General features: G+C 67.8%; 20 protein-coding genes. 7 read left to right on the top strand and 13 right to left on the bottom strand.

Annotated elements, in window-relative coordinates; translation table 11 throughout:
* Positions 1-209: 209 nt before the first annotated feature.
* The 6 genes from HOV91_RS14505 to HOV91_RS14530 all read left to right on the top strand — a co-directional run bounded on the left by HOV91_RS14505 (position 210) and on the right by HOV91_RS14530 (position 6,347).
* On the top strand, positions 210-347 hold the full coding sequence (locus HOV91_RS14505; RefSeq protein WP_174185896.1) for a hypothetical protein: 138 nt from the start codon (positions 210-212) through the stop codon (positions 345-347).
* A gap of 122 nt (positions 348-469) precedes the next feature.
* On the top strand, positions 470-922 hold the full coding sequence (locus tag HOV91_RS14510) for a TIGR03667 family PPOX class F420-dependent oxidoreductase (protein ID WP_174185913.1): 453 nt from the start codon (positions 470-472) through the stop codon (positions 920-922).
* A 4-nt stretch (positions 923-926) separates the two neighbouring features.
* Positions 927-1,508 (top strand): putative glycolipid-binding domain-containing protein, encoded by a 582-nt coding sequence (locus tag HOV91_RS14515; RefSeq protein ID WP_174185914.1) that lies wholly within the window; start codon positions 927-929, stop codon positions 1,506-1,508.
* A 49-nt stretch (positions 1,509-1,557) separates the two neighbouring features.
* The gene (locus tag HOV91_RS14520) at positions 1,558-2,487 is read left to right on the top strand and encodes an RluA family pseudouridine synthase (protein ID WP_174185915.1); all 930 of its coding nucleotides are present in this window, start codon (positions 1,558-1,560) and stop codon (positions 2,485-2,487) included.
* Between the two features lie 53 nt (positions 2,488-2,540).
* The gene (locus HOV91_RS14525) at positions 2,541-3,284 is read left to right on the top strand and encodes a CPBP family intramembrane glutamic endopeptidase (RefSeq protein ID WP_174185916.1); all 744 of its coding nucleotides are present in this window, start codon (positions 2,541-2,543) and stop codon (positions 3,282-3,284) included.
* Between the two features lie 336 nt (positions 3,285-3,620).
* Positions 3,621-6,347, top strand: coding sequence for a hypothetical protein (locus HOV91_RS14530; RefSeq protein ID WP_174185917.1), 2,727 nt, complete (start codon positions 3,621-3,623; stop codon positions 6,345-6,347).
* A 180-nt stretch (positions 6,348-6,527) separates the two neighbouring features.
* Here HOV91_RS14530 and HOV91_RS14535 read toward each other — a convergent pair whose 3' ends face one another.
* On the bottom strand, positions 6,528-8,711 hold the full coding sequence (locus HOV91_RS14535; RefSeq protein WP_174185918.1) for an MMPL family transporter: 2,184 nt from the start codon (positions 8,709-8,711) through the stop codon (positions 6,528-6,530).
* A 38-nt stretch (positions 8,712-8,749) separates the two neighbouring features.
* Positions 8,750-9,229, bottom strand: coding sequence for an EXLDI protein (locus tag HOV91_RS14540; protein WP_174185919.1), 480 nt, complete (start codon positions 9,227-9,229; stop codon positions 8,750-8,752).
* Between the two features lie 266 nt (positions 9,230-9,495).
* Between HOV91_RS14540 and HOV91_RS14545 the strand changes: the two genes are divergently transcribed.
* Complete coding sequence (locus HOV91_RS14545; RefSeq protein WP_174185920.1) at positions 9,496-10,419, top strand: NAD-dependent epimerase/dehydratase family protein; 924 nt, start codon at positions 9,496-9,498, stop codon at positions 10,417-10,419.
* 2 nt (positions 10,420-10,421) lie between these two features.
* Here HOV91_RS14545 and HOV91_RS14550 read toward each other — a convergent pair whose 3' ends face one another.
* From HOV91_RS14550 to rplC, 11 genes are all read right to left on the bottom strand, one after another.
* On the bottom strand, positions 10,422-11,204 hold the full coding sequence (locus HOV91_RS14550; protein ID WP_174185937.1) for a phosphatase: 783 nt from the start codon (positions 11,202-11,204) through the stop codon (positions 10,422-10,424).
* A gap of 263 nt (positions 11,205-11,467) precedes the next feature.
* A complete protein-coding gene (gene rpsQ / locus HOV91_RS14555; protein WP_043719750.1) occupies positions 11,468-11,740 on the bottom strand; it encodes a 30S ribosomal protein S17 in 273 nt (90 codons plus the stop codon).
* Entirely contained in the window at positions 11,737-11,976 is a 240-nt protein-coding gene (gene rpmC / locus HOV91_RS14560) for a 50S ribosomal protein L29 (protein WP_040864843.1), read from the bottom strand. Before rpmC ends, rpsQ begins: the two co-directional genes overlap by 4 nt.
* Complete coding sequence (gene rplP, locus HOV91_RS14565; RefSeq protein ID WP_040864842.1) at positions 11,976-12,392, bottom strand: 50S ribosomal protein L16; 417 nt, start codon at positions 12,390-12,392, stop codon at positions 11,976-11,978. Before rplP ends, rpmC begins: the two co-directional genes overlap by 1 nt.
* 3 nt (positions 12,393-12,395) lie before the next feature.
* Positions 12,396-13,190 (bottom strand): 30S ribosomal protein S3, encoded by a 795-nt coding sequence (gene rpsC, locus HOV91_RS14570; protein WP_043687258.1) that lies wholly within the window; start codon positions 13,188-13,190, stop codon positions 12,396-12,398.
* The gene (gene rplV / locus HOV91_RS14575) at positions 13,191-13,619 is read right to left on the bottom strand and encodes a 50S ribosomal protein L22 (protein WP_174185921.1); all 429 of its coding nucleotides are present in this window, start codon (positions 13,617-13,619) and stop codon (positions 13,191-13,193) included. It abuts the gene before it with no gap.
* The gene (gene rpsS, locus HOV91_RS14580; RefSeq protein ID WP_043719741.1) at positions 13,616-13,897 is read right to left on the bottom strand and encodes a 30S ribosomal protein S19; all 282 of its coding nucleotides are present in this window, start codon (positions 13,895-13,897) and stop codon (positions 13,616-13,618) included. The genes rplV and rpsS overlap by 4 nt, the downstream gene beginning before the upstream one ends.
* Before the next feature lie 15 nt (positions 13,898-13,912).
* Positions 13,913-14,749: a 50S ribosomal protein L2 gene (rplB, locus tag HOV91_RS14585; RefSeq protein WP_043687244.1), complete on the bottom strand. Its 837-nt coding sequence runs from the start codon at positions 14,747-14,749 to the stop codon at positions 13,913-13,915.
* Between the two features lie 33 nt (positions 14,750-14,782).
* Positions 14,783-15,088: a 50S ribosomal protein L23 gene (rplW, locus tag HOV91_RS14590; RefSeq protein WP_014981657.1), complete on the bottom strand. Its 306-nt coding sequence runs from the start codon at positions 15,086-15,088 to the stop codon at positions 14,783-14,785.
* Positions 15,085-15,774 (bottom strand): 50S ribosomal protein L4, encoded by a 690-nt coding sequence (gene rplD, locus HOV91_RS14595; protein WP_174185922.1) that lies wholly within the window; start codon positions 15,772-15,774, stop codon positions 15,085-15,087. Before rplD ends, rplW begins: the two co-directional genes overlap by 4 nt.
* Entirely contained in the window at positions 15,771-16,436 is a 666-nt protein-coding gene (gene rplC, locus HOV91_RS14600; RefSeq protein ID WP_043719739.1) for a 50S ribosomal protein L3, read from the bottom strand. Before rplC ends, rplD begins: the two co-directional genes overlap by 4 nt.
* Positions 16,437-16,447 lie beyond the last annotated feature (11 nt).

The raw sequence follows: 16,447 nt of genomic DNA on the forward strand, positions 1-16,447 counted from the left end.
GTCAATGTGCGAAACGCCTTACGGACCAGCGGTTTTCGAACTCCCGACGCGCCGGGAAAACCTCCGTGAACGGCGGCGCATCCTGGTCCGATAGCCCGTACGCATCGCTAACTTCGAGCGAAAGCGAACCATCGGAGCGCAGGAGTATCGATATGTATGGCACGGAGTTGTTTTCGGTTCTGTCGAATTGCACGCGCGATCCCGGTGAATTGACCGCGGGACAAGCGCACCGGGCCATGCAGGTACACCTGGATTGCAGCGTGGAACTGTGCCGGGTGCGGCGCCGCGCACGCAGGACGCTGGTCGAGGCTCGCTTGATGGTGCTGGACGAGCGGGCCACACCGTAATGGAACGCGTTCGGCGAACGTGCCCGCGAATACCGGGACGGGCGAAGTCCGGTTCCCGCGTGCCGGATCGGTTTCGGTGCGCGGGATGGAATCGCGCGGTGCGCCACGGCGTTGTCCCTGCCATGACCACAACGGCATCCGATCGATCCGCCGCCCCCGTCGTCGACACCGAGACCGAATTCGGCGCGAAAGTCGCCGAACGGCTGAACCGCGAGTCCGTCCTCTGGCTGACCACCGTCGGCCCCACCGGCACACCGCAACCGAACCCTGTCTGGTTCCAGTGGCGCGACGGTGAATTCCTCATTTTCAGCCAGCCCGGCAAACCGAAGGTGCGCAATATCCAGCGCAATCCGCGCGTCGCCCTGAACCTGAACAGCACGGAGACCGGCGGGGACGTCGTCGTGCTCACCGGCACCGCGCGGGTGGCCGAACAGTGGCCCGATGCGGCCGAAATCGCCGCTTTCACCGCGAAGTACGCCGAGGGCCTTCGCTCGCTCGACATGACCGATGAGCAGTTCTACGCCGAATACTCGGTCGCGCTGCGCATCACCCCGGATCGATTGCGCGGATTCTGAGCCGATGATGTTCGCGCCGCCGCCGCCCACCGCCGCCTGGCGGCATCGGACCGCTCGCGAGGGGTTCGAGGTGGCCTATTTCCGGGTCACCGAGCAGGGCGTGCTGATCGACGGCTGCACGACAGCCGTCGAGGACGGCGCGGCATGGGCGGTGGACTACCGGATCGCGCTCGACACCGAATGGCACACCCGCCGGGCCCAGGTGGCCGTGCGCAAACCGGGCGGCTGGAACACGCTGGTGCTGGAGGCCGACGGCGCGGGGTCCTGGTTGCTGGACGGCATGCCCGCGCCGCTGCTCGACGGCTGCCTCGACGTGGACCTGGAGTCCTCCGCGCTGACCAACGCCCTGCCCGTGCGCAGGTCGGCGCCGGAGGCCGGGGAGGCCGCGGACGCACCCGCGGCCTACGTGTACGCCTCCGGCGCCGCGGTGGCGCGGCTGGAACAGCGTTACCACCGCATCGTCGACGGCGAGCACGGACCGCGGTTCGACTACGCGGCCCCGGAGTTCGATTTCGCGTGCACCTTGGCGTACGACAAGTCGGGCCTGGTGCTCGACTATCCGGGCATCGCGATCCGGGCCCACTGAGGCGCGGCCGGCGCGGCCCGCGTCGAGTCGGCGGCTAGGGTCGATACCGATGAGAAGGCGGCAACAACCGCCGTTGCCGAAGCGGCACGGCTTGGACCCGGCCCGGCTGCGACTACCGGAGCAGGGCCACTGGGCGACCATCCGGGACCATCTGGTGGAGCGCCTCCCCCGGGTCCCCGCCACACGGATCGATGAACTGCTGCACGCGGGCGGCATCGTGGACTTGGACGGGCCGATCGCCCCCGACGCGCCGTACGTACCGGGCGGCGCGGTCTGGTTCCATCGCGATCTCCCCGAGGAGACGGTGGTCCCCTTCGACATCCCCGTCGTGCATCGCGACGACAATCTGCTGGTGGTGGACAAACCACACTTCCTTGCCACGATCCCGCGAGGTCAGCACATCTTGCAGACCGCACTGGTGCGGTTGCGCCGGGAGCTGGACCTACCGGATCTGGTCCCGGCACATCGGCTCGACCGCGTCACGGCGGGCCTGCTGCTGTTCGTGGTCGACCCGGCCCGCCGCGGCGCGTACCAGACCATGTTCCACAAGCGCACCGTGCGCAAAGAGTACGAGGCGATCGCCCGGTTCGACCCCGATCTCACCCTGCCCCGCGTGGTGCGCAGCCGGATCGTCAAGCAGAAGCAGGTGCTCGCGGCCCAGGAGGTACCGGGCGAACCCAACGCGGAAACCGAGATCGAACTGCTCGAGCACCGCGACGGGCTGGGCCGCTACCGGCTGCGCCCGCACACCGGCCGGACCCACCAGCTACGCCTGCACATGAACAGCCTCGGCATTCCCATCCTCGGCGACGATTTCTACCCGGTGCTCACCGACAAACCCGTCCATGACTTCACCAGGCCACTACAGTTGCTGGCCTCCTCGCTCGAGTTCACCGATCCGGTCACCCGCGAGCCGCGCCGCTTCGAGACCACCCGCACGTTGCAGGCCTGGACCGATCCGCACGGGTGGGCGGGTTGACGGCGCGGGGCGGCGCGTAGCGAACCTGTTGCAGGTCCGTACACTGGGCCGGGATGTCCGATCCAGACCTAGCAGCAACAGTCCAGCAACGCGGCAGAATGCACGCCTACATCGATGTCGCCGTCGTGGTGGTCGTCCTGGCGGGCACCAACCTGATCGCGCACTTCACCACCGCTTGGGCGAGCATCGTGACCGTGCCCGCCGCGGCGATCGCGCTGCTCGCACTGGTCCGCAGGCGCGGTCTCGGCTGGTCGGAGCTGGGCCTTTCGCCTCGGCACTGGCGGCGCGGTTCGCGCTACGCACTCGGCGCGGTGGCGCTGGTCCTCACGGTCGTCGCGATCGGGGCGGCGCTCCCGCTGACCCGGCCCTTCTTCCTGGCCGATCGCTACGCGACCATCTCGGGCGCCCTGATCGCCTCGATGATCGTCATCCCGCTGCAAACGGTGATCCCCGAGGAACTGGCCTTCCGCGGTGTGCTGCACGGCACGCTGCACCGCGCGTACGGTGCGCGCGGCGTCTTCGCGGCGGGCTCCCTGCTGTTCGGCCTCTGGCACATCGCCTCCTCGTTCGGCTTGACCTCGGGCAACCAAGGGCTGAGCGGCATCGTCGGCGGCGGCCTCGCCGGGCAGATCATCGGGATCCTGCTCGCCGTCGTGGCGACGGCGGCGGCCGGGGTGGTGTTCACCTGGCTGCGCCACCGCAGCGGCAGTCTGCTCGCTCCGATCGCCCTGCACTGGTCGGTCAACGGCGCGGGTGCGCTGGCGGCCGCCCTCGTCTGGCACACCACGCTTGCCTGATTCCGCGACGCCGGGTCCACGTCGTCTCGGCCGACATACCGGAAACCGCTATCGGTCACGCAGGAGTGATCGACCTGAAGCGGCAAAAGTCTCCGCGTCGGCGCGGCGCGAATTCGAACTGAGTTTCGACACGCGGGTGCGTCGGCAAAAGGGCCGCTCACCCAAATATTCGAGCCGCGACGCCGATTTCGACAGCTCGGCGTGTCGCCACCGGCGCAGTGTGCATCGCATTGACCACGACGAGAGGTCGGTTTAGTCTCACTCCGATCACACATATGTTCGAGCAATCATGTCTCCACCACCTCGACATGACACCTGCTCTTGGGAAGGCTCGCGATGCCCGACGAACCCTCGAACGGTCGTTCCGAGATTGCCGCGCTGGCACAGCAAGTCGAGACCGCGCGCGGCAAATTGCCGCTACAGCTCGACCCGGCGCTGCTGGAAGTGCTGTCCGAACGCGAGATCGCCGCGGAGCGCGAGCTGGCGGAATGGATTCGCGCGCAGCGCCGCGAGCAGCGGCGCCGGGCGATCGAGGCGGAACTGGCCGCCGAGCGGCGTGATCGGAAGTCCGCCGCGGCGTTGCGCCGCTCCGAGGACGCCGACGCCCGCTGGCACCGGCGCGCCCTGGCGGCGCGGCGACGGGCCTCCAGCGAGGACGCGCGACTGGCGCAGCTGTATCGGCGGGCGGAATGGTCCTCGCGCGCCCTGATCGCCGTCGTCGTGCTCGGCATGGTGTGGGCCGGTGTCAACGTGCAGCACAATCTGGTGCCGAGCGGCGATATGTCGGATCCGCTGTACTGGTTGAGCTACGGCATCGAGGCGATGATCTCCATACCGATCATCACGATCATGGTGGCGGCGACGACGGCGGCACGGTGGGGCCGGGAACTGGCGCGCGGCAAGGTGATCTTCTTCGAGGCGGCGCTGCTCGGTACCACCGTCGCCCTGAACACCGGACCGCATCTCGCCGCGGGCAACCTCGGTCGCGCCGTCGAGTACGCGATCGCTCCCGTGATGGTCGGCGTCGTGATCTGGCTGCATGCCTGGGTTTCCGCGCGCTACGCGGTGCTGATCGACGGCGCACCGGTTGTCGACCGGGAGCCGCAGACGATCCGGATCGACGCCCACCATGCCCCCGGCACGCCGGATGGCGGTGGTTTCCACTCGCTCGAGGGAGCTGGCACGGCCAACGGCGGTCGATCCGACACACTGGCCCATCGTCGGGAGATCCGGCGCGACGAGTCCGCCGCGTCGGACACGCACGTCACGGCGGGCACCGACCGTGGAGAGCCGTCGGCGACCAACGGTCACGCCGTCACCGCGCCGGTCGGCGGTCAGGGTTTCGGTCAGCCCGAAGTGGATCAGCTCCCGGTCGCGATGGTGAGAAACGGCGCCCTGCGCGCCCGCTCCACCACTTCAGACCCGACTGACGAGTGGTCCTTCAACGGCCGTGCGGGCCGACCGAACGGTGCCGCTGATCCGCGGACTCCGAACGGTCACCCGGTCGAGGCCGTCGTGAACGGTCACACGCACGACCTCCTTGTCAACGGCCACACCGTCCTGCCGATCGACAGGAAGATCAGCGAAACCTCCCTCAACGGCAAGGCGTACCACCCGCGCAACAACGGACATACCGTTCGCCCCGCCCCCAACGGCCACCCCGTCGAATCACCCGCCAACGGCAACTCGCACTCCCCGCAGGTCAACGGGCGCACCGTTCATCCAGCCACCAACGGCCACACCCTCGAGACGTCCGCAAACGACAACGTGCATCCCCGACAGGTCAACGGGCGCGCGGATCATGCCGACGGCCACCCCGCCCAGACCAATGGCAACGCGAATTCCCCGCGGATCGACGGGCACACCATTCGCCCGAACAGCAACGGCCATACCAGCGAGACGCACACCCTCGGCAACGCGCAGGTCAACGGCCACACCGTTCATCCGGCCACCAACGGCCATACCGTTCAGATCCCCGCCGAGAGCAGCGCCCAGTCCTTCCCGACCGACGGGCACATCGGTCAGCCGGCCACCCACGGCCACATCGCAATCCCCACCAACGGCAACGCGCACTCGTTCCCGACCGACGGCCACACCGTTCGCCCGACCGCCGATGCGCATCCCGCCGAGTTCTCCACGACCGCCGATGCGCACGTTTCGCAGGTCGACAGCGTTTCAAGTCTCAACGGCGCGGCCGTCAACCCCACCAGCAATGGACAGCACGGGCACGTCAACGGCCAGGAAGTAACGGCTCCGGCACCGAATCATTTGATCGCCGAGAAGGTCTCGGACGGCGCCGCCGAACACCTGACCCGAAGCACCGCGCAGCGTTTCCCAGTCGCTCCACAGCAAGCAGCGCTCAGCCGAGCGGAAGCCCCCGTTTCCCTCGGCGAAGGGCCGCGTCTCGACCTCGCCCACCCATCCGCGCCCCAGCAGATCTCACTCGCCGACCTGCACGACGGATTCGAATTGGACGAGCCGTCCGTGGCACGGGTGATCAATGTGGCACCGGCGCATGCGAATCACGATCGAGGCCAAGGCCCGATCGATCGCGCGCGTCATGGCAACGACGCCGCCCGGCACCACGGATCCGGAGCCGCCGAGCCCATGCCCGCGACCACCGACACGGCCGCGCAGGTGCATCCGAACGCCACCGCCCCGCGCGCGGCGAAACGCGGAAAGTCGCTGTCCGCCGAGCAGAGCGACCGCTCCGCCGACGCGGAGAGCGAACAACTGGCGCTAGAGGAAACCCCGGAGCCGGTATACCCGCGCGTCGAACCGACGCCGATCCTCGATGCCGACGACGAGGACGACGACGAATTCCCCACCGAGCCGGAGGAAGCCGACACCGACGACGACGAGATCTCCGCGATCGCACGGGCCATCACCAACCGACGCCTGTCCAACCTCCCCATCGAGGAGGTCAGGGAGATTCTGACGCTCGCGGATCAGGGCGGTTCGACCCCCGCCATCGCGAACGAACTCGGTGTCTCCCGCTCGGCGGTCACTCGCGTTCTGGACTCGGCGATCAAGGTCCATCGTCCCTACGCCGCCATCGGCTGAGCCTCCCGATCGCGCGCCCAACGGCGGACCGCTTTCTCCGGCCCGCTGGAGAAGCGGACCAGCTCCCGACAGCCGGGGAGGCGTAGCCCTCCCTAGCTCAACGCTTCCGGCGCCCCGAGGACACGCACGAAAAAGCTGTGCACCCGAGGTTTCGGGTGCACAGCTCTGTTTCCGATGTACTCAGCCGCGCCGGTCGCCGGTGTTCAGCGGCTCCTGTCCCCGGCTCTCGGCGGCCGAAGACCCGGCAGCGCGGGCAACCGGTGCCGAACCGTCGGGCTTCTGGTCACCGTGGCCCGGCCACCACGCCTTGTGCCCGATGAGCGCCGTGAGCGCGGGCGTGAAGAACATCGCCATGACGAAGGCCGCGATCGCGATGCCCACCGAGATGGCGAAACCCATCTGCGCGAGGACGTTGTTGCCCGCCAGCATCATCGACGCGAACGTGCCCGCCAGAATCAACCCGGCCGCCGCGATGGTCGGGCCGGTGTGCCGCACGGCCAGGGCGGCGGCTTGTTTCGGTTCGTTGCCCTCGCGTGCTTCTTCCCGCAGCCGGGCGACCATGAGGATGTTGTAGTCGGTGCCGAGCGCGACCACGAACAGGTACATGATCACCGGCAACGTGAAGATCAGCCCGGACTCGCCCTGGACGTGCTGGAACACCACCACCGCGGCGCCCAGCGTGGCGGCGAATCCGAGGAACACCGACGCCATCAGGTACCACGGCGCAACCAAACTGCGCAGCAGCAGCCCCAGCACGATCATGATCAGGATCGCCGCCACCGGGAACACGATCGCGTAGTCCCGCGCCATCGCGTCTTGGAAGTCGACGAACACGGAGGTCAAGCCACCGACAGCCGCCGTCGCACCGGCAGGGGCCGCGGAGTGCGCGGTATCCCGCAGCGGGCCTTTCACCGTCTCCAGCGCCGCGTCCGATTCCGGCGCGGCATTGAGCGTCACGGCGAAGTCGGCGATCGTCCTGTCCGCGGACAGCTGCGGCTCGGCCACCTGTCCCACACCGGGGACACCGGCCAGGGCGTTGCGGTAGGCGGTGAGCTGATCGGCGCTCAACGCCTCGCCGGACTGCAACAGCACATCCGAAGGCTGGGTGGTCCCGGCAGGCATGCCCTTGACCAGTTCCTTGCTGTAGACGACGGATTCCGACGCCTCCGAGGTCGATCCGGAGCTGAGATCGAACGTCGGGTGGAAGCCGAAGGCGAAGACGCCCAGCACCACCAGCACACCGCCGGAGGCGACGGCGAAGACACCGGGCCGTCGGCCGAGGGCGTTGCCGACCGCGGCGAACCGCGCGCCCTTCGGCTCGCTGCGCCAGGCCTTGGAGGGCCAGAACACCTTGGTGCCCAGCAGCGAGACCACCGCGGGCACCAGCGTCAGCCCCGCCGCCAGCGCGACCGCCACGGCGATCGCCAACGCCGGACCCAGCGCACGGAACAAACCGAGCGAGGACAGCGCCAGGGCCATGAACGCGATGATCACCGCGCCGGCCGCGGAGGTGATCGCCTCACCGACCCGGGTGACCGCACTGACCATGGCGGTCTTCGAGTCCTCGCCCGCACGCAACCGCTCGCGATAGCGGAACATCAGGAACAGGATGTAGTCGGTGCCGACACCGAACAGCACCACCACCAGGATGGCATTGACCGAGGAGTCGATCTGCAGATCGAATGCCTTGGCCACCATGGCGATCAATCCGCCGACCATGCTGGAGATCGCGCCGATCACCACGATCGGCAGCAACGCGATCACCGGGCTGCGGAAGATGACCAGCAACAGCACGAGGATCAGCACGATGGTGGCGACGCCGATGATCGCCATGCCCTTCTCGCTGGATTCCGTCTGGTCCAGCACCTGCGCAGCCTGACCGGTGATGCCCGCCTTCAGATCGGTGCTCGCGACGCGTTCCTTCAGCTGCGCGCGCAGCGCCTTGACAGCGTCGCCCTGCGTGGTGTCGTTCGGACTCGTCACCTTCGTCATCTGCACCGCGATGATCTGGATCAGGCGGTTCTCCGACGGCGGCGTCGGTTGCATCGCGGTGACGTCCTTGATCTGCGCGTTGCGCAGGTCGTTGCCGATCGCTACGACCGATGCCGCGTCCGCCTCGGTCAACGCCGTGCCGTCCTCCCGGGCGAACACGATGATCGCCGCCGGGGCAGAGCTCTCCGGGAACGCCTTCTGCTGCAACTCCAGCGCTTGAATCGACTCGTAATGGGAGGGAAGAAAAGCGGATTGGTCGGTGGTTGATTTCAATTCCGGCGCCGAGGCCACCACCGCGATGGCGAGCAGCACCCACAGGCCGATCACCTTCCACGGATTGTGGACCACCACGGCCCCCAGTCGTGCGAACATCTGCGAATAAATCCTTTCCGGATTCGTGAAAGCGGCGGTCAGATCGGCAGGTCCTGCGCGGTCGGGTTCTCGGCCACATCGACGACCGTTCGGTAGATGTGCTCCGGAATCCGGCCTTGCAGTTCGGTGGGCGAGTCCACGATCTCCACCGTGTAGTCACCCCACTCACGCTCGCCGCTGCCGACCCTGAGCAGCTCGCGCCAATTCTTCCATTCGGTCCAGTCGACCGCGACGGATATTTCGCGCCAGTTCGTCTCGTGCCGATGCACCACGAACTTGCCTTTGCGGCTCACATAGACCCGCACCACGTTCATCCCGACCTTGGTGTACTCCCGGGATTCACCCAGCAGCCTGCCGAAGAAGCGCTGCCTGCGCCCGCCGCCCGGCCCCACCCGCAACACGATCTCGCGAATTTCGTCCGCCTCGCCCGGTGCGGCGGACTCCTTCACCAAGGCGACGCCGTGGGCCGACTCATCGACGGCGTCCGCTTCGCTCCGAGCGTTCGGATCGGTGGTCATGATTTCCCCGTTTCATAGATGAGTGCGCATTCAGGCATGCGTCTACCGCCAACCGGCCCGTCTGGAATCCACCTCTCCATGTACGGATTCGATGTTCTCAGATAGCCGGAGCCGCTGTCTCACTATAAGTAGATGTATACGTATAGCGCAAGCCCACACGCCCAGCCGGTCTCAGGTGACGCCTCCGGAACCGGAGTAACGGCCCAGGGGACGCAAGGCGCGTCGGTCGAGGGTGCGGATGGACTCCGCGATGACAGGATCGTGGGGTGCGCGTCCTCGTCACTGGAGCAAATGGCTATCTGGGCCGAGCGGTTGTCGATCTGCTGGGCAGAGCGGGGCACGAGCCGATCGCGATGGTGCGGGGCGCGGCGGCCGGTGGGGCTACGACTCGGGTCGCCGACCTGCTGAACGAAGCCACGCTTCGGGAGGTGCTCGATGGCGTCGCGGCGGTCTGCCATCTGGCCGGGCTCACCCGTGCGCGAGAGTCGGTGGCCGATCCGCTGCGGTACTTTCGCGTGAACACCGGCGGGACCGTCGCCTTGCTGGACGCGATGGCCGCGGCGGGAGTCGCTCGGATCGTCTTCGCCTCGACCGGCTCGATCTACGGCGCCCCCGAGCGCCAGCCGATGACAGAGCGGCTACCCGACGCGCCGCCGCACCCGTACGCCGCGAGCAAGTCGGCGGCCGAGTGGGCCATCCGCGCCCAGGCGCACACCGGCCGCTTGTCCGCTACTGTGCTGCGCTTGATGAACGTGGCGGGCGGCGCCGACCCCGACCCCACGCGCTTGATCCCCCGCACGTTCGCCGCCGCGACGAATGGTTCGGCATTGGAAGTCAACGGCGACGGCAGCGCGGTTCGCGACTATCTGCACGTCGTCGACGCCGCAGCCGCATTCGTCGCGTGCGTCGGGAACACCTCACCGCCGGGCGGTTTCGAGCAGTACCTCATCGGCAGCGGCCACGGCAGCAGCATCCTCGACGTCGTAGCCGCGGTCGAGCGGCGAACCGGCCGTCGAATCCGCCTGGTACACCGGCCACCCGCGCCCGAACCGGCCGCGCTGATCAGTGATCCCGCCAAGGCGGCCGCCGAACTAGGCTGGTATCCGCGGCATTCCGATCTGGAGACCATCGTCCGCGACACCTGGCATGCGGCACGTGACGACCGATGGAACTCGCCCGAGCCCGGTTGAGGTCACTGTCCCAGGCCGGCCCGGTCGAGCAGGTAAGCGGTCAGCGGCTGGTAGTAGTCGGGGTGCACACCGTCGTCGAGGGGAACTGTGACGGCGATCTTGCCCTCGTCCTGACCGGCGAACAGCGCGGGGTCGTTGCTGTCGGCGAATCCGACGGTCTCGATGCCCGCCTCCCCCGCCGCCCCGGCCCAGCCGTGATCGGCGATGACCAGGTCGGGCCAGCGGCTGGGGTCGGCGTCGCGCAATTCCCGCAACACCGCGCGCATCGGGTGCGGGTCATGAGTGTGTTTCAGCTGACCGTCGTTGCCGAGCGCGGCAACCCCTGAGCTGTAGACGATCTCGCGATACTGCGGCCCGGTGGAGGTAAGAACCTGGTAGGACCATCCGGTGGCAGGCGTCGGCACCACGCAACCCGCCGCGCGCAAGGCATCCTCGACGGCGCGATAGACGCCCATGAGCGTGTCCGGATGCCCGGTCGCCAGGAGCACGGTCTCCCGACGACGAGCCGCGAGCCCGATCCGCGCGCCCATCGCGTCGAGCGCGTCGAGGGTCAGGTCCGCGTCGATGGTGTCGGGCCCGCGCAGATGACGGGGGTCGGAACTGACCCCGCACAGTCGCGCCATCATCGCCAAGGTCTCGTCGAAGGTCCGATCCCGCAGTTCCAGCCCGAACTGGTACCTCGGATTCTTCTCGACCATCTTCCGATAATTCGAGAGGTTCCCCTCCCGCGGAGTCGCGACGTCCCCCGCGATTCGCGTCTTCAGCAGATGCTCCCGCAGCAGCATCCGGTCATCGGGTCGGCCTGGTCGAGTCACATTCCCCACCGCTCACACCTCCACATCGGCCGCGAGCTGCGACCGATCACCGTTCCGGTCATGCCTGGAGCCCGGTGGACGTGTGGCCGTCCGCTGCCCGCGGCACAACACGACAGTACCCATCGGGATCGGTTCCAACGGCATTCGCCGATTTCGGGCGCCACCCCGGCACGGCGAAGGCCCGCTTCCCGGAACGGGAGGCGGGCCTTCGGGTTTCACGCCGTGGGGAAGGCTTACTTGGCCTTCTCCAGGACCTCGACCAGACGCCAGCGCTTGGTGGCCGACAGCGGACGGGTCTCCATCAGCTGAACGCGGTCACCGATGCCGGCGATCTCGTTCTCGTCGTGCGCCTTCACCTTCGAGGTGGTGCGAATGATCTTGCCGTAGAGCGGGTGCCGGTTACGGTCTTCCAGCTCCACGACGATCGTCTTGTTCATCTTGTCCGAGACAACGTAACCGACACGCACCTTGCGGGTGCCGCGCTGCCCTTCTGCTTTGTCGCTCATGCGGCATCTCCCTTGCCAGCGGGTCCGGTGGCCAGACCGAGCTCGCGCTCACGCATGACCGTGTAGATGCGCGCGATCTCGTGACGGACGACGCGCAGACGACGGTTGTTGTCCAGCTGACCCGTCGCCATCTGGAAGCGCAGGTTGAACAGCTCTTCCTTGGAGTCGCGCAGCTTGGCCACCAACTCCTCTTCGGTGAGCTCGCGGAGCTCTGCGGCCGGTGTTCCGGTAGCCATCAGAACTGCTCCTCCCTGGTCACGATCCGGCACTTCATCGGGAGCTTGTGCATCGCGCGGCGCAGGGCCTCACGAGCGGTCTCCTCGTTCGGGTAGCTCATCTCGAACATCACCCGACCGGGCTTGACGTTCGCGACCCACCACTCCGGCGAACCCTTACCCGAACCCATGCGGGTCTCGGCGGGCTTCTTGGTCAGCGGACGATCCGGGTAGATGTTGATCCAGATCTTGCCGCCACGGCGGATGTGGCGAGTCATCGCGATACGCGCCGACTCGATCTGCCGGTTGGTGACGTACGCCGGCTCCAGCGCCTGGATGCCGAACTCGCCGAACGCCACCGAAGTGCCGCCCTTGGCCATGCCGGAACGACCCGGGTGATGCTGCTTGCGGTGCTTCACCTTGCGAGGCATCAGCATGCGTCAGCCCTCCTGTGTCTCTGCCGGAGCGTCGGCCACCGCGGTGGCGGCGCGCCCGGCCTCGGTGCTGGTCGCCGTGGTGCCGGTGGAACCGGACCGACGCGGGCGGCTCGGCCGCTCCCGGCGCGGACGCTCGGGCGCGGCGGCAGCGGCGGCCAGCTCACGCTTGCCACCGACGATGTCGCCCTTGTAGATCCAGACCTTCACACCGATGCGACCGAAGGTGGTCTTGGCCTCGTAGAGGCCGTAGTCGATGTCGGCGCGCAGCGTGTGCAGCGGCACCCGACCCTCGCGGTAGAACTCCGAGCGCGACATTTCCGCGCCGCCGAGGCGGCCCGAGCACTGCACCCGGATGCCCTTGACGTTCGGCGAACGCATGGCCGACTGGATGGCCTTGCGCATCGCGCGACGGAACGCGACACGGTTGGACAGCTGCTCCGCGACGGCCTGGGCGACCAACTGCGCATCCGACTCGGGGTTCTTGACCTCGAGGATGTTCAGCTGCACCTGCTTGCCGGTGAGCTTCTCCAGCTCGGCGCGGATGCGGTCGGCCTCGGCGCCGCGGCGGCCGATCACGATGCCCGGACGCGCGGTGTGGATGTCCACCCGCACGCGGTCACGGGTGCGCTCGATCTCGACCTTGGAGATGCCCGCCCGCTCCATGCCGGTGGCCAGCAGCTTGCGGATCGCGACGTCTTCCTTCACGTAGTCCGCGTACTGCTTGTCCGCGTACCAACGCGACTTCCAGTCGGTGGTGATACCGAGGCGGAAGCCATGGGGATTGATCTTCTGTCCCATTTACTTTGCCCCTCCCTTCCGGCGGTTACGAGGGGATCCACCGGCGGTGGGGATGCTCTCGACCTCGATGGTGATGTGGCTGGTGCGCTTGCGGATGCGGAACGCGCGGCCCTGGGCACGCGGCTGGAACCGCTTCAGGGTCGCACCCTCGTCGACGTAGGCCGTCGAGATGACCAGCGTGGCCGGGTTCAGGCCGAGATTGTTCTCGGCGTTGGCCGCGGCACTGGCGACGACCTTGGCGACCGGCTCGCTCGCGGCCTGGGGCGCGAACTTCAGCAGGGCGAGGGCGTCCTCGACGCGCTTGCCGCGGACCAGGTCCACGACACGGCGTGCCTTCATCGGGGTCACGCGAACGTGCTTGGCGGTCGCGCGCGCAGTCGGGTTCGACGGAGTCGTCAGCAGTGTTTGATTGCTCTTCGCTTCGCTCATCGCCGCTTGCTCTTCCGGTCTTCCTTGACGTGGCTCTTGAACGTCCTGGTCGGCGCGAACTCACCGAGCTTGTGCCCGACCATGTTGTCCGAGATGAACACCGGCACGTGCTTGCGGCCGTCGTGCACCGCGAACGTGTGCCCGATGAAATCGGGGATGATGGTCGAACGACGCGACCAGGTCTTGATGACCTGCTTGGTGCCCTTCTCGTTCTGCACGTCCACCTTCTTCAGGAGGTGGTCATCGACGAACGGGCCTTTCTTGAGGCTGCGTGGCATTTCTTACCTCCTCCTTCAGCGCTTCTTGCCGGTCTTGCGACGGCGGACGATGAGCTTGTCGCTCGGACGGTTGGGCTTGCGGGTGCGGCCTTCCGGCTGACCCCACGGCGAGACCGGGTGGCGACCACCGGAGGTCTTGCCCTCACCACCACCATGCGGGTGGTCGACCGGGTTCATGACGACACCACGGACCGTGGGGCGGCGGCCCTTCCAGCGCATGCGGCCGGCCTTGCCCCAGTTGATGTTCGACTGCTCGGCGTTGCCGACCTCGCCGACGGTGGCGCGGCAGCGCACGTCGACGCGACGGATCTCACCGGAGGGCATACGCAGCGTGGCGTAGGGGCCTTCCTTACCCAGCAGCTGGATGCTCATACCGGCCGAGCGGGCCAGCTTGGCGCCGCCGCCCGGACGCAGCTCCACCGCGTGGATGGTGGTACCGGTCGGGATGTTGCGCAGCGGCAGGTTGTTGCCCGGCTTGATGTCAGCCGTCGGGCCGGACTCGATGCGGGTGCCTTGCGTCACGCCCTTGGGGGCGATGATGTAGCGCTTCTCGCCGTCCACGAAGTGCAGCAGCGCGATGTTGGCGGTGCGGTTCGGGTCGTACTCGATGTGCGCGACCTTGGCCGGGATGCCGTCCTTGTCCAGGCGACGGAAGTCGATCAGACGGTAGGCGCGCTTGTGCCCGCCGCCGCGGTGCCGGGTGGTGATCCGGCCGTGGGCGTTGCGGCCGCCGGACTTGGTCAGCGGACGCAGCAGCGACTTCTCCGGCTCCGACCGGGTGATCTCGGCGAAGTCCGAGACGCTGGCGCCACGACGGCCCGGCGTAGTCGGCTTGTACTTACGGATTGCCATGAGTTCTTCTCTGCTTTCTGGATTCCCGGGCGCTTACGCGACCGGGCCTCCGAAGATCTCGATGGGCTTGCTGTCGGCCGAGATGGTCACGAGCGCGCGCTTGGTGTCCTTGCGCTTGCCGTAACCGAAGCGGGTCCGCTTGCGCTTGCCCTGACGGTTGGCGGTGTTGACGCTGGTCACCTTCACACCGAAGACCTTCTCCACGGCGATCTTGATCTGCGTCTTGTTCGAGTCCGGGTGCACCAGGAAGGTGTAGGTGCCCTCCTCGATCAGCCCGTAGGACTTCTCGGAGATGACCGGCGCCAGCAGGATGTCGCGGGGGTCGGCGATGGTGGTCACTTGCTCTCCTCCTGTGCAGCCTCGGCCGGGCCGTGCACGAACGTGTTGAGCGCCTCGACGCTGAACACCACGTCGTCGCTGTTGAGCACGTCGTAGGTGTTGAGCTGGTCCGGGGCGATCGGGTGCACGTTCTGCAGGTTCGCCACGCTCTTCCACGCGGCGACGTCTTCGCGGCCGACGACGACCAGGAACTTCTTGCGGTCCGACAGCTCGGCCAGGAAGCTCTTGGCGGTCTTGGTGGACGGGGCCTGGCCCGACACCAGTTCGGTGATCACGTGGATGCGCTCGTTGCGCGCCCGGTCGGACAGGGCGCCACGCAGGGCGGCGGCCTTCATCTTCTTGGGCAGGCGCTGGGTGTAGTCGCGCGGCTGCGGGCCGTGCACGGTGCCACCGCCGGTGAACTGGGGCGCGCGGGTCGAACCCTGGCGGGCGCGACCGGTGCCCTTCTGCCGGTACGGCTTCTTGCCACCGCCGCGAACCTGGCCACGGGTCTTGGTGGCGTGCGTGCCCTGGCGGGCCGCGGCCTGCTGGGCCACGACGACCTGGTGCATCAGCGCGATGTTGGCGGTCACGTCGAAGATCTCCGCGGGGAGATCGACGGTGCCGTTGGTCTTGCCACCGATCTCCTTGACCGGCAGCGTGAGATTTGCCGACTTCTTCTCAGTGTTCACAGCTGAGGTCGTCATGCGTGCGCACCACCCTTCACGGCGCTCTTGACGATCACGACGCCGCCCTTGCGACCCGGGATCGCTCCCTTGATCAGCAGCAGGCCGTTCTCGGCATCCACCTTGTGCACCGACAGGTTCTGCGTGGTGACCCGGTCGTTACCCATCCGGCCCGACATGCGCATGCCCTTGAACACGCGGCCGGGGGTGGCGCAGCCGCCGATCGAACCCGGACGGCGGTGCACGGCCTGGGCACCGTGCGAGGCGCCCTGACCACGGAAGCCGTGGCGCTTCATGGTGCCGGCGAAGCCCTTGCCCTTGCTGGTGCCGGTGACGTCGACGTAGGCGCCCTCTTCGAACACGTCGGCGTTGATCTCCTGGCCGACCTCGAAGGTGGAGGCGTCCGCGACGCGGATCTCGGCGACGTGGCGGCGCGGGGTGACGCCCGCCTTGGCGAACTGGCCGGAGACCGGCTTGTTCACCTTGCGCGGGTCGATGGCGCCGAAAGCGACCTGGACGGCGCTGTAGCCGTCGCGCTCCACGGTGCGGATCTGGGTGACGACGTTCGGCCCGGCCTTGATGACGGTCACGGGAACGACGCGGTTCTTGTCGTCGAAGACCTGGGTCATGCCGAGCTTGGTGCCCAGGATGCCGGCGGCCGGCCTGTTCTTGTTGTCAGTCATGTCTCGAGTCC

It is taken from the genome of Nocardia barduliensis, from assembly GCF_013315795.1.
In the GTDB taxonomy this organism is placed as follows: domain Bacteria; phylum Actinomycetota; class Actinomycetes; order Mycobacteriales; family Mycobacteriaceae; genus Nocardia; species Nocardia barduliensis.

Coding starts and splice junctions, on each gene's coding strand:
- HOV91_RS14510 (WP_174185913.1), top strand. CDS start 470: ATGACCACAACGGCATCCGATCGATCCGCCGCCCCCGTCGTCGACACC.
- HOV91_RS14515 (WP_174185914.1), top strand. CDS start 927: ATGATGTTCGCGCCGCCGCCGCCCACCGCCGCCTGGCGGCATCGGACC.
- HOV91_RS14520 (WP_174185915.1), top strand. CDS start 1,558: ATGAGAAGGCGGCAACAACCGCCGTTGCCGAAGCGGCACGGCTTGGAC.
- HOV91_RS14525 (WP_174185916.1), top strand. CDS start 2,541: ATGTCCGATCCAGACCTAGCAGCAACAGTCCAGCAACGCGGCAGAATG.
- HOV91_RS14530 (WP_174185917.1), top strand. CDS start 3,621: ATGCCCGACGAACCCTCGAACGGTCGTTCCGAGATTGCCGCGCTGGCA.
- HOV91_RS14535 (WP_174185918.1), bottom strand. CDS start 8,711: ATGTTCGCACGACTGGGGGCCGTGGTGGTCCACAATCCGTGGAAGGTG.
- HOV91_RS14540 (WP_174185919.1), bottom strand. CDS start 9,229: ATGACCACCGATCCGAACGCTCGGAGCGAAGCGGACGCCGTCGATGAG.
- HOV91_RS14550 (WP_174185937.1), bottom strand. CDS start 11,204: ATGCTGCTGCGGGAGCATCTGCTGAAGACGCGAATCGCGGGGGACGTC.
- rpsQ (WP_043719750.1), bottom strand. CDS start 11,740: ATGAGCGACAAAGCAGAAGGGCAGCGCGGCACCCGCAAGGTGCGTGTC.
- rpmC (WP_040864843.1), bottom strand. CDS start 11,976: ATGGCTACCGGAACACCGGCCGCAGAGCTCCGCGAGCTCACCGAAGAG.
- rplP (WP_040864842.1), bottom strand. CDS start 12,392: ATGCTGATGCCTCGCAAGGTGAAGCACCGCAAGCAGCATCACCCGGGT.
- rpsC (WP_043687258.1), bottom strand. CDS start 13,190: ATGGGACAGAAGATCAATCCCCATGGCTTCCGCCTCGGTATCACCACC.
- rplV (WP_174185921.1), bottom strand. CDS start 13,619: ATGAGCGAAGCGAAGAGCAATCAAACACTGCTGACGACTCCGTCGAAC.
- rpsS (WP_043719741.1), bottom strand. CDS start 13,897: ATGCCACGCAGCCTCAAGAAAGGCCCGTTCGTCGATGACCACCTCCTG.
- rplB (WP_043687244.1), bottom strand. CDS start 14,749: ATGGCAATCCGTAAGTACAAGCCGACTACGCCGGGCCGTCGTGGCGCC.
- rplD (WP_174185922.1), bottom strand. CDS start 15,774: ATGACGACCTCAGCTGTGAACACTGAGAAGAAGTCGGCAAATCTCACG.
- rplC (WP_043719739.1), bottom strand. CDS start 16,436: ATGACTGACAACAAGAACAGGCCGGCCGCCGGCATCCTGGGCACCAAG.